The sequence below is a fragment of the Rhodococcus yunnanensis NBRC 103083 genome (genome assembly GCF_001895005.1).
Lineage (GTDB): Bacteria > Actinomycetota > Actinomycetes > Mycobacteriales > Mycobacteriaceae > Rhodococcoides > Rhodococcoides yunnanense.
The window spans coordinates 1-13,674 of sequence record NZ_BCXH01000018.1 but is presented as its reverse complement, the minus strand read 5'-3'; the positions used below and the strand labels follow the sequence as shown (position 1 = coordinate 13,674).

At 62.0% G+C, this 13,674-nt stretch carries 17 protein-coding genes and 1 pseudogene; 5 read left to right on the top strand and 13 right to left on the bottom strand.

Going from position 1 to position 13,674, the window contains the following annotated elements; translation table 11 throughout:
- Window positions 1-68 precede the first annotated feature (68 nt).
- The 10 genes and pseudogenes from RY1_RS30770 to RY1_RS23285 all read right to left on the bottom strand — a co-directional run bounded on the left by RY1_RS30770 (window position 69) and on the right by RY1_RS23285 (window position 6,564).
- A complete protein-coding gene (locus RY1_RS30770; protein ID WP_245819901.1) occupies window positions 69-230 on the bottom strand; it encodes a TerD family protein in 162 nt (53 codons plus the stop codon).
- Between the two features lie 561 nt (window positions 231-791).
- Window positions 792-1,250, bottom strand: a complete 459-nt coding sequence (locus RY1_RS23325) for a DUF3558 family protein (RefSeq protein WP_245819911.1) — start codon at window positions 1,248-1,250, stop codon at window positions 792-794.
- A 249-nt stretch (window positions 1,251-1,499) separates the two neighbouring features.
- Complete coding sequence (locus RY1_RS23320) at window positions 1,500-1,880, bottom strand: hypothetical protein (protein WP_072806444.1); 381 nt, start codon at window positions 1,878-1,880, stop codon at window positions 1,500-1,502.
- A gap of 10 nt (window positions 1,881-1,890) precedes the next feature.
- The gene (locus tag RY1_RS23315; RefSeq protein ID WP_245819910.1) at window positions 1,891-2,352 is read right to left on the bottom strand and encodes a DUF3558 family protein; all 462 of its coding nucleotides are present in this window, start codon (window positions 2,350-2,352) and stop codon (window positions 1,891-1,893) included.
- A gap of 249 nt (window positions 2,353-2,601) precedes the next feature.
- Complete coding sequence (locus tag RY1_RS23310) at window positions 2,602-2,982, bottom strand: hypothetical protein (protein ID WP_072806442.1); 381 nt, start codon at window positions 2,980-2,982, stop codon at window positions 2,602-2,604.
- A gap of 18 nt (window positions 2,983-3,000) precedes the next feature.
- Window positions 3,001-3,513, bottom strand: coding sequence for a DUF3558 family protein (locus tag RY1_RS29465; protein WP_245819899.1), 513 nt, complete (start codon window positions 3,511-3,513; stop codon window positions 3,001-3,003).
- A 186-nt stretch (window positions 3,514-3,699) separates the two neighbouring features.
- A complete protein-coding gene (locus tag RY1_RS23300; protein WP_072806441.1) occupies window positions 3,700-4,080 on the bottom strand; it encodes a hypothetical protein in 381 nt (126 codons plus the stop codon).
- Window positions 4,081-4,095: 15 nt separating this feature from the next.
- Window positions 4,096-4,548 (bottom strand): DUF3558 family protein, encoded by a 453-nt coding sequence (locus RY1_RS23295; RefSeq protein ID WP_245819898.1) that lies wholly within the window; start codon window positions 4,546-4,548, stop codon window positions 4,096-4,098.
- Between the two features lie 137 nt (window positions 4,549-4,685).
- Window positions 4,686-5,978: pseudogene (locus RY1_RS23290) on the bottom strand (MFS transporter); the annotation flags it as partial.
- 13 nt (window positions 5,979-5,991) lie between these two features.
- Complete coding sequence (locus RY1_RS23285) at window positions 5,992-6,564, bottom strand: TetR family transcriptional regulator (protein ID WP_072806440.1); 573 nt, start codon at window positions 6,562-6,564, stop codon at window positions 5,992-5,994.
- Between the two features lie 94 nt (window positions 6,565-6,658).
- Here RY1_RS23285 and RY1_RS23280 point away from each other — a divergent pair, with 94 nt between their 5' ends.
- From RY1_RS23280 to RY1_RS23265, 4 genes are all read left to right on the top strand, one after another.
- Window positions 6,659-7,552 (top strand): SDR family oxidoreductase, encoded by an 894-nt coding sequence (locus RY1_RS23280; RefSeq protein ID WP_072806439.1) that lies wholly within the window; start codon window positions 6,659-6,661, stop codon window positions 7,550-7,552.
- A 49-nt stretch (window positions 7,553-7,601) separates the two neighbouring features.
- Window positions 7,602-8,795: a hypothetical protein gene (locus RY1_RS23275; RefSeq protein ID WP_072806438.1), complete on the top strand. Its 1,194-nt coding sequence runs from the start codon at window positions 7,602-7,604 to the stop codon at window positions 8,793-8,795.
- On the top strand, window positions 8,792-10,171 hold the full coding sequence (locus RY1_RS23270; RefSeq protein ID WP_072806437.1) for an outer membrane protein assembly factor BamB family protein: 1,380 nt from the start codon (window positions 8,792-8,794) through the stop codon (window positions 10,169-10,171). The genes RY1_RS23275 and RY1_RS23270 overlap by 4 nt, the downstream gene beginning before the upstream one ends.
- A gap of 85 nt (window positions 10,172-10,256) precedes the next feature.
- Window positions 10,257-11,237 carry an iron-siderophore ABC transporter substrate-binding protein gene (locus tag RY1_RS23265; RefSeq protein ID WP_245819897.1) on the top strand — a complete coding sequence of 327 codons (981 nt, stop codon included), beginning with the start codon at window positions 10,257-10,259 and terminating at the stop codon, window positions 11,235-11,237.
- Window positions 11,238-11,242: 5 nt separating this feature from the next.
- On the opposite strand, the gene RY1_RS30020 is transcribed toward RY1_RS23265, so the two are convergent.
- The gene (locus RY1_RS30020) at window positions 11,243-11,419 is read right to left on the bottom strand and encodes a hypothetical protein (protein ID WP_156376403.1); all 177 of its coding nucleotides are present in this window, start codon (window positions 11,417-11,419) and stop codon (window positions 11,243-11,245) included.
- Window positions 11,420-11,445: 26 nt separating this feature from the next.
- On the opposite strand from RY1_RS30020, the gene RY1_RS30765 reads away from it, so the two are divergent.
- Window positions 11,446-11,673 carry a hypothetical protein gene (locus RY1_RS30765; RefSeq protein ID WP_245819895.1) on the top strand — a complete coding sequence of 76 codons (228 nt, stop codon included), beginning with the start codon at window positions 11,446-11,448 and terminating at the stop codon, window positions 11,671-11,673.
- 165 nt (window positions 11,674-11,838) lie between these two features.
- Here RY1_RS30765 and RY1_RS23255 read toward each other — a convergent pair whose 3' ends face one another.
- A complete protein-coding gene (locus RY1_RS23255; RefSeq protein WP_139279964.1) occupies window positions 11,839-12,483 on the bottom strand; it encodes a hypothetical protein in 645 nt (214 codons plus the stop codon).
- 253 nt (window positions 12,484-12,736) lie between these two features.
- Window positions 12,737-13,198, bottom strand: a complete 462-nt coding sequence (locus tag RY1_RS23250; RefSeq protein WP_072806433.1) for a hypothetical protein — start codon at window positions 13,196-13,198, stop codon at window positions 12,737-12,739.
- Window positions 13,199-13,674: the final 476 nt, after the last annotated feature.

The window sequence follows — 13,674 nt, the reverse complement described above, 5'->3', positions numbered from 1 at the left end:
CCCCCTCGGTAGCGTCCTTCGATGGATTGGACGCACCAGAGTACGATCCGGTTCCCCAGATCGCCTGACTATTCGTCGACCTCGACGCCGTAGCGCTCTGCCAGCTCCGCCCAACCGTCGTCGTAGCCTTGCCCGACCGCACGGAAACGCCGCCCACTCCCACTGCGGTAGATCTCCACCAGGATCACCGAACGCCCCACGGTCGCTGCGTCCAGTACAGCCGTCGCCACTGACGACTCGACGCCGCCGAGCCACAGGGCCGCAGCCCGTCCGATGTCATCGGTGCGCTGACGACGGGCTGACGAGACTTCGGTAGGGACATGCGCGATGACATCCTCGGATATTCTGGGGAATTACTGGCAATACATCATTGAATGCGCATCAGCGTTCCAACGAACTGCCGTGACCTAATGACCGGAGTTCGATCCATCTCCCCTCTCGCTCTATGCGGCGGCAATCCTGACGGCACCACACGCAAGCGTTGGTCGGCCGGTGCCGCCTACGTACGATTCGCCTTGTACCGCTCGAATAATTCGAATTGGCGGCGAGATAAGCAAAGTTGTTCAAAGTCGGATACTCAACCGATCACCGAGAACAATCACGAACAGACCGAGGCGCCAGCCGGACATTTCGGGAACCTGCAAGCCGTTCTTCATTGTCGAACCGAAGCAGCCGGCTTCAGCTGATTGCCCAAAGAGCCTTGCCTGTACCGCCCTCGATGGGACGGCGTCCATGCAACTTCAGGATGTAATTGCTGCACGCGTCGCTACACTCTTGTGCGGCTGCAGGATTCAGACTGGTGCTGGCAGCGAGTCTTCTAGATCCTGGGTGTGCCGCAGAACCATTTCACACAATTCTGCGTCCGCCAGGTCATCCATATCGATCACCGAGAACACCACGACACCCGGTTCTACCTCAACGGCAATGTCGCAGGTCCGGCCCGTCTTCCCAACACGAGTCTTGTACTCGAACGCGTCGCGATCCCCGATTGTGATGTCCTGTCCATCGATCCTCGACTGATCTGCACGAGTTTCTGCGAGAGTGTGAGAAAGCGACACCTCGACACTGAGGAAGTACTTGACATCCAACCCAGGAGGTTTGAAGGAACAGCGACCCCAATCCGGTACGACGATGCCATCGCCCCACCCTTCGTCTCGGTAACCAGGGTCCAACCCGGTCGCCCCGATTGCCTCTGGCGTGATGCTGCACGGATCCCATCTGGTCGGCTCACCGACGGCATGAGGCTCCACACCGTCGCCACACCCGCTGAGCAGGGCGACCACGGCCACACATGCAGGTACCCACTTCCGCACCCGATCCCCCTCGCCGCCGTCCGTCGTCAACTTAGACGCACAGGCAACGCGGCTGGTTCCGTCTCCTGCCCTGAAATCGACAACGATCTCGCGACGTCACTGAAGGCGCCGAGAACCTAGGCCGACGAACCGCGGGACGTCCTCACCACACAACCGCGATGCAATTCAGCCCAGCGGGCACGCAGTTCACTTCGGCCCCGCGAGGCCAAGACCAGCAGCGTTCTCGCGATCCTGACCCTCGGTGTCCACGATGAGCTTCCGAAAGACGATCTTCATCTTCTCGACGACGTCGATGTGGCTCTGCAACACGTCGACCAGGTTGTTCTCACCGCCAACAGCCTTCTCGGAGAATATTCGTCGCAGATCCTTGCCGGAGTCGAACTCACCGAGGCCTGTGACGTCGGCCAAAACGTAAGCGTTCGTGCGATGCTCGATCAACTTCGAGATGTAGTCACTGCACGCATCGCTACATGCTTGTGCAGCTGCAGGATTCAGATACAGGTCACCCTGATCCACCGCGAAGGCCAGCGATTGCCAATACGTGACTGGTTCACCATCGGTACTCACCACAGACCTCCTACTTCATTGCATTTGGTAGTGAATCCTGTAGATCATGCGCATGTTGCTCGACCAGCCCGCACAGTCTGTCGTCCGTCAGACGGTCCATATCGATCACCGAGAACACCACGATTCCAGGTGGTACGTCTACCGCGATTTCACAAGACCGGCCGGTCTTCCCGACATGAAGTTTGTACTCGAACGCGCCGTGGTCACCGAGTGCAATGTCGCGTCCATCGATATTCCGTGTGTCTGCGCGAGCTTCGCCCACAGTGTGGGTCAGCGACGACTTCACAACGAGAACGTACGGGATATCGACACCAGAAATTCGGAACGAACAAATCGCCCAATCCGGTACGACGATGCCATCGCCCCACCCTTCGTCTCGGTAACCAGGGTCCAACCCGGTCGCCCCGATTGCCTCTGGCGTGATGCTGCACGGATCCCATCTGGTCGGCTCACCGACGGCATGAGGCTCCACACCGTCGCCACATCCGCTGAGCAGGGCGACCACGGCCACACATGCAGGTACCCACTTCCGCACCCGATCCCCCTCGTCGCCGTCCGTCGTCAACTTAGACGCACAGGCAACGCGGCTGGTTCCGTCTCCTGCCCTGAAATCGACAACGATCTCGCGACGTCACTGAAGGCGCCGAGAACCTAGGCCGACGAACCGCGGGACGTCCTCACCACACAACCGCGATGCAATTCAGCCCAGCGGGCACGCAGTTCACTTCGGCCCCGCGAGGCCAAGACCAGCAGCGTTCTCGCGATCCTGACCCTCGGTGTCCACGATGAGCTTCTGAAAGACGATCTTCATCTTCTCGACGACGTCGATGTGGCTCTGCAACACGTCGACCAGGTTGTTCTCACCGCCAACGGCCTTCTCGGAGAATATTCGTCGCAGGTCCTTGCCGGAGTCGAACTCACCGAGGCCTCTTACGTTGGCTAACTCCTTGGCTTTGGACCTGTGCACCTCGAGTTTTGCGAGGTAGACATCGCAAGCATTACTGCACGCACGCGCAACAGCCGAATCGAGATACAAGTTTCCCTCGTCCACTGCGAGTGCGAGCGACTGCCAGTACGTGAGCGGTTCGCCAGGGTCAGCCATCACGAGCTCCCAACTTCATCAAGGCAAAGCAGATTTGAGATCGGCGAGGTGTCCAAGCAGGAGTCCACAAGGATCGACACCATCGCCGACATCCATGTAGTTCACCGTGAAGACCGCGACGCCGTGTGGCAGGCCGACAGCGACATTGCAGTCGTCGATCGATCTCGCGATCTCGGTCTCGAACTGGAACGCGTCACGACCGTCCAAGACGAAACCACGTCCCGAAACGTTCAACGGGTCCTGACGAGCTTCTTCGATCGTATGAGTCGACGACGACTTCACAACGAGGAAGTAAGAAATATCGACGCCTGGCGACTTGAACGAACAAATCGCCCAATCCGGTACGACGATGCCATCGCCCCACCCTTCGTCTCGGTAACCAGGGTCCAACCCGGTCGCCCCGATTGCCTCTGGCGTGATGCTGCACGGATCCCATCTGGTCGGCTCACCGACGGCATGAGGCTCCACACCGTCGCCACATCCGCTGAGCAGGGCGACCACGGCCACACATGCAGGTACCCACTTCCGCACCCGATCCCCCTCGTCGCCGTCCGTCGTCAACTTAGACGCACAGGCAACGCGGCTGGTTCCGTCTCCTGCCCTGAAATCGACAACGATCTCGCGAAGTCACTGAAGGCGCCGAGAACCTAGGCCGACGAACCGCGGGACGTCCTCACCACACAACCGCGATGCAATTCAGCCCAGCGGGCACGCAGTTCACTTCGGCCCCGCGAGGCCAAGACCAACGGCGTTCTCGCGATCCTGACCCTCGGTGTCCACGATGAGCTTCTGAAAGACGATCTTCATCTTCTCGACGACGTCGATGTGGCTCTGCAACACGTCGACCAGGTTGTTCTCACCGCCAACGGCCTTCTCGGAGAATATTCGTCGCAGATCCTTGCCGGAGTCGAACTCACCAAGACCCGTGACGCGGCCCAACATTTTCGCCGCGGATTGGTGAGCGCGCAGTTTGACTAGGTACTCGTCGCATGCGGTACTGCACGCCTGCGCCACGGTCGCGTCGAGGTACAAGTCGCCATGGTCCACTGCCAACGACAAAGACTGCCAGTACGTGAGCGGTTCGCCAAAGTTGGTCACTATTATCTCCAAATCTCACTGGGGCAAGGCGAATTCGAGGTCGGCGAGGTGCCCGAGCACCAGTTCGCAAGGATCGACGCCATCGCCGACATTCATATAGTTGACCGTGAATACAGCGATGCCGCGTGCAAGACCGACTGCGATGTTACAGTCGTCGATCGACCTCGTCGCCTCTGTCTCGTACAGAAACAGATCGCGGCCGTCCAGGTCGAGATCCCGTCCATTGATATTCGACGTGTCTCGGCGGAGGTCTTCGACAGTGTGGGTGACCGATGACATCACTACGAAAAAGTAGGCAATATCGACGCCTGGCGACTTGAACGAACAAATCGCCCAATCCGGTACGACGATGCCATCGCCCCACCCTTCGTCTCGGTAACCAGGGTCCAACCCGGTCGCCCCGATTGCCTCTGGCGTGATGCTGCACGGATCCCATCTGGTCGGCTCACCGACGGCATGAGGCTCCACACCGTCGGCACACCCGCTGAGCAGGGCGATCGCGGCCACACATGCAGGTACCCACTTCCGCACCCGATCCCCCCGTCGCCGTCCGTCGTAGATTTAGACGCAACGCCGAGTCGATTGGTTCCGATCAGTCGCTGACCAGCTCTTGCCGCACTCGGCAACACGGGTTCCTTCAAACTTTTCGGACCCGCACCGCGGCCGAGTGCGATCACCAACACTGCACACCCGATGCCGGATAGAACAAGCGCTGAGCCGAACATCACCGAGTATCCGAAGAGGTCTCCGACAATCCCTGCGGTGATGCCCGCGGCACCCTGCGCAAAAACTACTGCGCACGCGAGCAACGTGTAATCTGCTCCGGCGAAACGTTTCTCGGCGGCATCCATCATCAGCGCAAACACCGCAACTGTTGCCGCGCCGCCGAGGACGTGCTCGGTCACCGTTGCCGTCACCAGTAGCGGAAAGCCGCCTATTCCGAACGAGGCCACCAAGTACAAACCGAGACTGAGGGTTTGACTGATGCCGCCGAAGAGCAGCGCTCGCATTCGGCCGAATCGGAAAGAAAGCCATGCGCCCAGTGCCGCTCCCCCGAGTGCAGAAACCGAGGACACACCGCCTTCCACCAACGCGATCTGGCTCAGAGTCAGGCCCTCGTCGGACATGAAGGGGCCGACGAGCGCTGAGCCCATCGAGTTACCGAACTTGAAACCGGCTATCAGCAGAATCAGCGTGACAATCCCGGGGCGACGCAGCCGAGACCACCAGCCGAGCGCAAGGCGCACAGGCGAATCCGGCTCGCCGCCACGTCCATCACCGCCACCTTCACCGCCGCCACGTCCATCGTCCGCGGCGTTCAACTGATCACGCATCAGCAGCACCGGAAGAGTCGTCAGCAACAGCAGGGCCGCCATCGCGACGAACAGCGCTCGCCACCCCGCGAACGTGAAGAACCACAGCAGAAGCCCGCCGCCACACACCATTCCGATTCGGTAGGCGCCGACCTGAATTCCGTTACCCGGCCCGAGCAGTCGAGGCGTCAGCAGCCGCACGGCGATGCCGTCGGTAGCGATATCCTGCGTCGCGGAGAACACATTGACGACGAAGATGCCGACGAACAACCAGCGAAGTGTCGAGGACAGATCGAGCGCGGACAATCCGAGGGCCACCGCGGCAGCCCCGCACTGCAAGCCGAGCAACCATCGCCGCCGCGTCCCGTAGCGATCGACGTAGGGCGCCCACAGAAATTTCAGAGCCCACGGGAGAAACAGAACCCCGGTTGCGCTGATCTGCACCAACGAGTATCCCGACTCACGCAGAACCACCGGCAGTGCCTGAGTGAAGAACCCGAAGGGCAGTCCTTGGGCAAAATACAATGCACCCAGCAGCGTGAGAGTCCCGGCGGTGAACGACGCTGGGCGCAGCGCGATCGTCATGCCCGACATAGTGTCAGAGAGGCGGGCTCGTCAGGGATCGTAACTCTTCGAAGATTTCGTGCGCGATGTCTCCGAACGACCGCTGTTCACCGTCTTCGATCCATTGCACGAACGCGACGCCGAACACTGTCACTGCGGTGTGTGCGGCCAGAGTCGCCTGGGGCTCGGGCACACCACGCTCACCGACCGCAACTGCGATGCTCTGTGTGAGCGACGCCAATTTGAGCAATTCGCGTTCCTGCAAACCCGGATTCGCGTCGATGACGGTTTGTCGTGTGCGTGAGCTCTGCCGTCGTTCATCGGGAAAATACGATGCAGCGGCCTGAAGTGCATTGGCGACGACGTCGACCGCCGGGGCGGGCTCCGGTGCCGCGGCCACGCCGTCCACGAAGACTTGCCGAAGTTGATCCTGGCCGCCGAAGAGGACCTCACGCTTATCGGTGAAGTGACGGAAGAACGTGCGCTCTGTCAGCCCGGCAGCCTGGGCGATGTCGGTCACCGTCGTCTGTTCGAAGCCGCGCTCGGCGTACAGCTCCAACGCTGCTGCATGCAGTCGATCTTTCGCGCCCGGCTTCCATCTGGCCATGCGGCCATCTTAGTGATGACAGTTCCTGACGTCGGGCGTACCCTGATGTCAGGAGCTGTCATCACCCGACAGCCATCGAAGAAGGGGAAATAGCATGAGCATTTTTGTCACCGGCGCCTCCGGTTGGATCGGCTCGGCCACCGTCGACACTCTGCTCGCCGCTGGGTACGAGGTCACCGGCCTCGCCAGGTCCGATGCGTCGGCGAAAGCCCTACAAGCCAAGGGTGCCACCGTTCTACGCGGAGGCCTCGACGATCTCGATAGCCTGCGCGAGGGCTCGTCCGATGCCGAGGCCGTCATCCACCTCGCGAACAAACACGACTGGAGCAACCCCGCCGAGTCCAATCGCGCCGAGCGCACTGCCGTCGAGACGATCTGTGAGGTGTTGAGCGGCTCGAACCGGCCGTTCCTGTTCGCGTCCGGCGTCGCCGGTTTGGCGCAGGGACGCCCGAGCACCGAGGACGACGCGTCGCCGTTCATCGGTCCCGACGCACCGCGCGGCGGAGCGGAGAATCTCGCCCTCGGATATGCGGACAAGGGCGTCAAGCCGATCGCGTTGCGCTTCTCGCCGACGACCCACGGCGATGGTGACCACGGCTTCATCTCCCTCATCGTTGCCGCGGCCCGCGCCAAGGGGGTCTCAGGGTACGTAGGAGACGGTTCGACAGGATGGGCCGCGGTTCACCGTTCGGACGCGGCCGAGATGATCCGGCTCGGGCTGGAAACGGCTCCGGCGGGAGCTCGGTTACACGCCGTCGGCGAGGAAAGCGTGTCGTCCAAGGAGATCGCCGAATCCATCGGGCGCGGACTCGGATTGCCTACCGCGTCCATTCCGGCGGAGGAGGCTTTCGACCACTTCGGATTCATCGGCAACTTCTTCGCAATGGATCTGTCGTCGTCCAGCACCATGACGCAGAAGCTCCTCGAATGGACGCCGACGGGACCGACCCTGGCCGACGACCTGGCCAGTGGTTCCTACTTCCGCTGAACCCGTTCGCCTGTCCGGTCGTTAACAAGACGAATGGTACTAATGGTGCATGGACGAGCATGCACCGCCGCGGTCGCACGACACGCTGATGACGGTGTTCGTCATCACCTCGATCGTTGCGGCCGGAATCGTGGTCGCCGGTCTCACCGCCACCCCGGAAGAACCCGAGCTGACAGTGCAGCCGGCGACCTCGACCGAAGCTCCTCCCCCTGCGCAGGAGGAGTACGTCGTCGTGACCCCGGAGGTCGACTATCCCAGCACCATCCCCGGGTGCGATTCCGTCGAGGAACCGATCGAAGACCGATACTTCTCCTTCATCGGAGACGGTTCGGCCAGTTACGACAATCCTGCCGCTCCGTGGTTCAGCGGTCCCAAGGCCCAGCTCATGTCGACGGCGTTGTCCGCGGCGCTCCCCTCGGACGTCGAGTTCGAGGATGGGCAGATTCCGTACTTCGACCCCATCCCCGTCTACGACGACACAGCCGGGCAGCCGTCGATCGAATCGACGAGCGCGTTGGCCACCCTCTCGCGGGAAGGGAAATCGGGATTTGTCAGCCTCGGCGTTTCCCAGCGAGACGAAGGTGTTCCCAGCTGTGTCGCCGGCACACTCGACGAGAGAACCACTCTGCCCGACGGTACCGTCGTCGACACGGACGATTCGTGGCGGGAAGTGAACGACGAACGTACCTCGACTCGAAGCGCAACGGCATACCGAACGGACGGGTCGTGGGTATCGGCGTACAGTTCCGCTCCCGGCGACGAGGATGCCCTGCCGTTGACCCTGGATGAACTCGTCCGGGTCGTCACAGATCCGGCGTTGGCGACCTCGGTGGCGCCGCCGCCGGGGACACCGGGAAACTCGGCGGAATGCGGCTCTGCATCGGCGTTCTCGAGTAGCCAGTCATCGGGAGAGACACAGCCTTTCACCGTCGCCGAGATCGAAGCTCTCGATTCTGCTTTGTTACGCGCAGATACCGGCGCGCTACTGCCCTCACCCCCGCTCGGTGCACTGCGCACGAGCACATGGGGAGGTGGCCTGTGCCAGGTGGTGAACAGCGCTGCAGGGCCGTTGACGATCGCCATCGATCGCGGTGCCGCGTCCGATCCTGGCCTGTTTGGGTCGGGCGGCTTCGCGTCCGTCGCCACTCCATCGGGTCTTGGTATCACGATCGTCACTGAAAACCCCTGGGATCCCGCCGCCTTGGAGCGTGTGGCCCTGACGCCGGGATTGGATCTGCCGTGAAAACTCAGCTCGTGATCGCAGGCGTCGTTGCCGTTGTCACGGTGTCAGCAGCTGCCGTCGTACTCGCGCAGGACCGTACGACCACGATCAAACGGATCACCGACGCGTCCCCCGGCGCCCCGGGGTTGGCCTGGGCCACTGAGGCTTCCGCGAGCGGGCTCGACGGTGCGACGTTCTCCGACCCCCGAACCGGGTCGATCTACCCGTGGGGCGTCGGCGTCATTCGCGTCGAAGACGTACTTCTGACGCTCGCCGTCGTCCCTGACGGCGACGGTCCCAACTCCGATGCAGTGATGCTCGGAATCGACTCCGATACCGGCGAAGTGAAGTGGACTTCGCCTGCGGGCGATTTCGACGCATGCTCCGAGCAAACCCTGGACGGTAACCTGGTCTGCTCGGTACCGTCGTACGGCGAGAATCCAGGGTTGGTCACGTTCGACGTCGAGACCGGTCAATCGCGCCATTTCGACACTGCGCCATACATGTTCGCCGCAACGGTTGCGAACGAGCGCCTCTACGTGGCCGAAGGCGACCTCGAAGATGCGGACGTGCAACTTCATCGCGGAACCCTGGATGATTACGACGCAGACTGGAGCACCTCGCTGCCCGTCTCGGCCGGCTGGGAAGATCAGTATGCAGATCAGCTGAAGGTCGGATCCGACGTCGGCTACTTCGACCTCGGTGGTGACTTCGCCACCTTCCACGCGCAATCGGGTGCCGAAATATGGACAACGGATATTCTCGACGACTGCCTGATCTCGCAGTATCGAACAGCCGGAGATCTCGCCGTCGGCTCCACCTTCGATTGCGATGCGAGCTCGTCCGATGTCACCGGAACCATTGCGTTCACCCGGGACGGCGACGTACTCGCCACCTCGTCGAGCCCGGCACAGCACTATCTGTCCATCGACGAACCAACCGACGTAACCGTGCCGATCGTCTTGGGCGACAAAGCATTCGACCGCACAACCGGCGACGAGCTCTGGCGCAGCGGCCTACTGGTACTCGATCAGGAGGCCGACGAGTGGAACGAAGCGCGCACGCGCGGCACTCTGGTGGCCGTGGTGGGAGACATCGGTCTGCTGCAACTCGATGAGCGCACAGTCGCGATCGATCTTCGCTCCGGCGAGCAGCGGTGGCAGGCCGACGAAGTGTGGTCGACCATCGCCCGCGATGGTGATGCGGTCCTGACCACGAGCGGCGGGAGCCTGATTGCCGTCGACGTCCGCACCGGCGAGAAACTTTGGTCGGCCGAGTACAGCAAGATGCTGCCCGAGGAGTCGTCGTCGGTGGACACCTACGTCGGCGGGGGCGATGGGACCTTCTTACTGCAGTCCGGATCGACACTCGCGCAGCTGGCGCCGCTGCCGAACTGAGAGATCCGCGCACGGCTTCGTTTTGCACTACGCCACCTATGTTGGTTAGGTTTACCTCACCATATCTACTAGGTCGGAGAAGGCAGTGCGAGTTCGTTCATGGAAATTGGGAGCACTTCTGCTCAGTGTGATGCTGGCGGCAGGGTGCTCGGGTTCGGACACAGATTCGTCGGAGGAGTCCGAATCGTCGGGCGCCTTCCCGGTCACAATCGAGCACGCGTACGGCAGCACCACGGTGTCGGCCAAGCCCGAACGCATCGTCACGCTCGGCGTGACCGATGCCGACGTCGTCCTCGCCCTCGGCCAGGTACCCGTCGGAAACACCGGATTCGCCTTCTACGAAACAGGATTGGGACCGTGGACCGAGGAGCAGGTCGGGGACGCCGATCTCACTCTCATCGAGTCGGATTCCGAACCGAATTTCGAGCAGATCGCAGGTCTTGCTCCTGATCTGATTCTCGGGGTGACCGCAGGATTCGACGTGGCGACGTACACCAAGCTCAGCGAGATCGCGCCCACCATTGCCCGGCCAGCGGGCACCGCTGCCTATGCGGTTCCTCGCGCCCAGGTGACGGAGACCATCGCCACCGCCCTCGGTGTCCCCGGCGAAGGGGACGAACTGAATACGAAGACCGATCAACTGATCGCGGACACCGTCGCGAAGTATCCGCAGTTCGCAGACAAGACGGGAGTCGCAATCCTGTCCTACAGCGGTGTCTTCGCTGGCTTCCTACCGGGAGACGGCCGCGGACAGTTCCTGACCTCGCTCGGCTTCCAGATCCCCGAGGAGATCACCAGCAGGGACACCGGCGACACCTTCTACGTCGAGGTCTCCGCGGAGAATGTGAACCTCCTCGACGCCGACGTCATGCTCGTACTCGGGCCGGACGAGAACTTCGACATCGTCGCGCTGAACCCAGCTTTCGCGAACACGACCGCCGGACGCAACGGCGCGATCATCGCAGCGAGCCTCGACCAGCGCGGCGCGATCACCTACAACTCGGTCCTCTCGATCCCCTACGCACTCGACAACCTCGCACCGAGAATCGCCGACGCACTCAACTGACGCACTCAACTAGGGGCTCGCTCCACCACCCGCCGAGCGGTTCGGGCCACGGCCTCGTCGATCAGGAACCCCTTGCTGTCGACCGCTACGCCCGAGCTCGCTCGACCCAGATCGGCCAACAGTTCCTCGGCCTCGCGCACAGCGGCGTCCGACGGCACGAACACCGCCCGTGCCGGCTCCAACTTTGCTGTCCGATAGCGTTCTCGTGATGAGCGCGCGGCCAGGCCGTTTCCTCCACGAGGTGGACATCGATCCACCGCGTCCGCGTTCCGAGGACGTGCTGGCCAGTCCCACGGCCGCACTTCATCTCGCTCGCTACGACGGATTCGACATAGCCGACATGTACGCCGGCATCCTCATCGTGGCGGCCATCGCCCTGGACTCGACCTCCCTGATTTCTTTCGCGCTCAACCGATTCGATTGGAGACGCCGCTGATGAGCAGCACCATGGACAGAGTTGTCACCGCTCCTCGCCCGAAGGTGGTCTCGTCTGAGCGAAAAAGCACTGTCCGACGGTTCGTGCCACCGTTGGTGGTTGCTGTCGTCCGATAGAGTCCTGTGTCCCTTGCTTGTTTCGACCGGCGAGGATGCTGCGGGGTGGTCATCCGCACGTCCCGTAAGGGAGAGAATCAGTATTTCTACCCAGCATCTCGGCTATTGCGTCGAGCATGACGGTTCCGTCGTAGAACGATCCGGAATCGGGTTCTGCAGCGACGGCTACCGCGGTGAACCCGTCGGCGACCTCGATGATCCCGAGTTGACGCACCAGATAACCACCATTCTCGTCGGGTCCCCATCCACCTTTGAAAGCGGAATCAGGTATGCGGCCGAGACCCCAGGACTGGTCCGAAGAAATCTGGCGCATCAGATCCACTACGGCGGAGCCGGTGTCCACACACTGCAGCTCGGAAGAAAATTGTGCTTGCTGAGCCAGTGACCACTCTGTTTGACCGAATGGTGTGTAGCCGGGGCGGATTCGCTCAGGCTGAACGTTCGTGGAAGTATCCCCGCCGTCGAGCAGAACCTGCTCGACGGCTGCCGCCGCGGCTGATGGATCACCGAGACCAGCCCACAGTTCTTCGGCTGCTCCGTTATCCGAGTTGATGATTGCCGAAGTTGCCGAGGGCAATTCGGCTGATCCGGTGGCTCTCATTGCTGCGACAGCGAGCGGCACCTTGATGGTGGACCACGCAACTCCAGTCGACCAATCGCCGAGAACCTGAACCTGCCCTCCCCCGACCGGCATGTACGCCAGACCGAGCTGTCCAGCATAGGACTCTGCCAGGGAGGCGAATCCCTCACGGACTGTATTCGCGCCGCTAGGAGGAAGAGGAGCCTCGACGCTGGGATCGACCGGAACCACAGGGGGTAGCGGTTCGAGAGTCGATTCCGTTGCGCTCTCTGCGACGGCGTTGCCGTCTTCCCTGTCGGTTGGGATTGTGCACCCAGACAGCGATATCACAACGACGGTTGCAAGAACGCCTAGCAGAGGCCGACGGCTAGTAGACATAGACGACCGCGTTGTCCCCGCCGGTGCACGTCACCAGACCTCCTACCGCAGAACAGTTCATCGCATACGACTTACCGGTGACCGGACTTGTCGCATTGACGACTCGAGCCGCACCGGCTTGTCCGCTGCCCGCGTACGCAACTCGGACTGCCTCTGCGAACGGGCAGGACGTGATCGTCGTTCCCGCCGCGGACGATACGTATTCGCCCGCCGGCCCGAACGCGGCTGGGCATGCCTGCGCGTTCGGGGGCAACGTCACGACGGCGGGCCTTGACGCCCCGGACGGTGCCGCCGCACTCGGGGTCGATTGGGCAGAAGGTTCGCGTGTCCGACTCGCCATTGTCGAAGTCTGTGTCGCCTCGTCGGACGAATTGTTCTGAAGTAGGAACCAGCCGCCGACGCCGAGAGCACCGAGCACAAGTATCACTGCGGCGACGATCGCGATGATCACTGCCGCATTCCTGCCTCCGCCTGGTGCGGGTGGACGAGGAATGTTCGAAGGTGGTCCGCTGTGTTGGTGAAATGCATTCGGCGGGTAGCCGGTATTCGCGGGGTACTGAGGACCCGGAGGAATCGGACGTCCCGGTGCAGGTGGAATATTCGGTACGACAGGCGGCCGATAGGGGTATTGGCCGTACGGTCCGGGTGCGTTCATGAAATCTCCCTACTCTCACCAGATGCGCTTCGACGAGAGCACCGGACAACGGTGCCACCCCGAAGACCCTGCCGCTATCGGTCGAACAACCGACAACACTGTCGGGCGACGCGTTTGCACTCTGTCCGAACGACTGTCCTCGCGACACCGCCATGCCACTATCGTTCGATGTTTGCAGGGGTCATACGTCGTTCGCGGCCGCCCCTCCGGCATGCCCACTTCTCCCCACGCGCGATCACGGCCACTAGCGGAAACAAGGACCGCCCCGAACT

What these genes read in the sequence shown, in the direction of transcription:
- RY1_RS23275 (WP_072806438.1), top strand. Translation starts at nt 7,602, where the DNA reads ATGGACGAGCATGCACCGCCGCGGTCGCACGACACGCTGATGACGGTG.
- RY1_RS23280 (WP_072806439.1), top strand. Translation starts at nt 6,659, where the DNA reads ATGAGCATTTTTGTCACCGGCGCCTCCGGTTGGATCGGCTCGGCCACC.
- RY1_RS30765 (WP_245819895.1), top strand. Translation starts at nt 11,446, where the DNA reads ATGAGCGCGCGGCCAGGCCGTTTCCTCCACGAGGTGGACATCGATCCA.
- RY1_RS23285 (WP_072806440.1), bottom strand. Translation starts at nt 6,564, where the DNA reads ATGGCCAGATGGAAGCCGGGCGCGAAAGATCGACTGCATGCAGCAGCG.
- RY1_RS23255 (WP_139279964.1), bottom strand. Translation starts at nt 12,483, where the DNA reads ATGCCGGTCGGGGGAGGGCAGGTTCAGGTTCTCGGCGATTGGTCGACT.
- RY1_RS23310 (WP_072806442.1), bottom strand. Translation starts at nt 2,982, where the DNA reads ATGGCTGACCCTGGCGAACCGCTCACGTACTGGCAGTCGCTCGCACTC.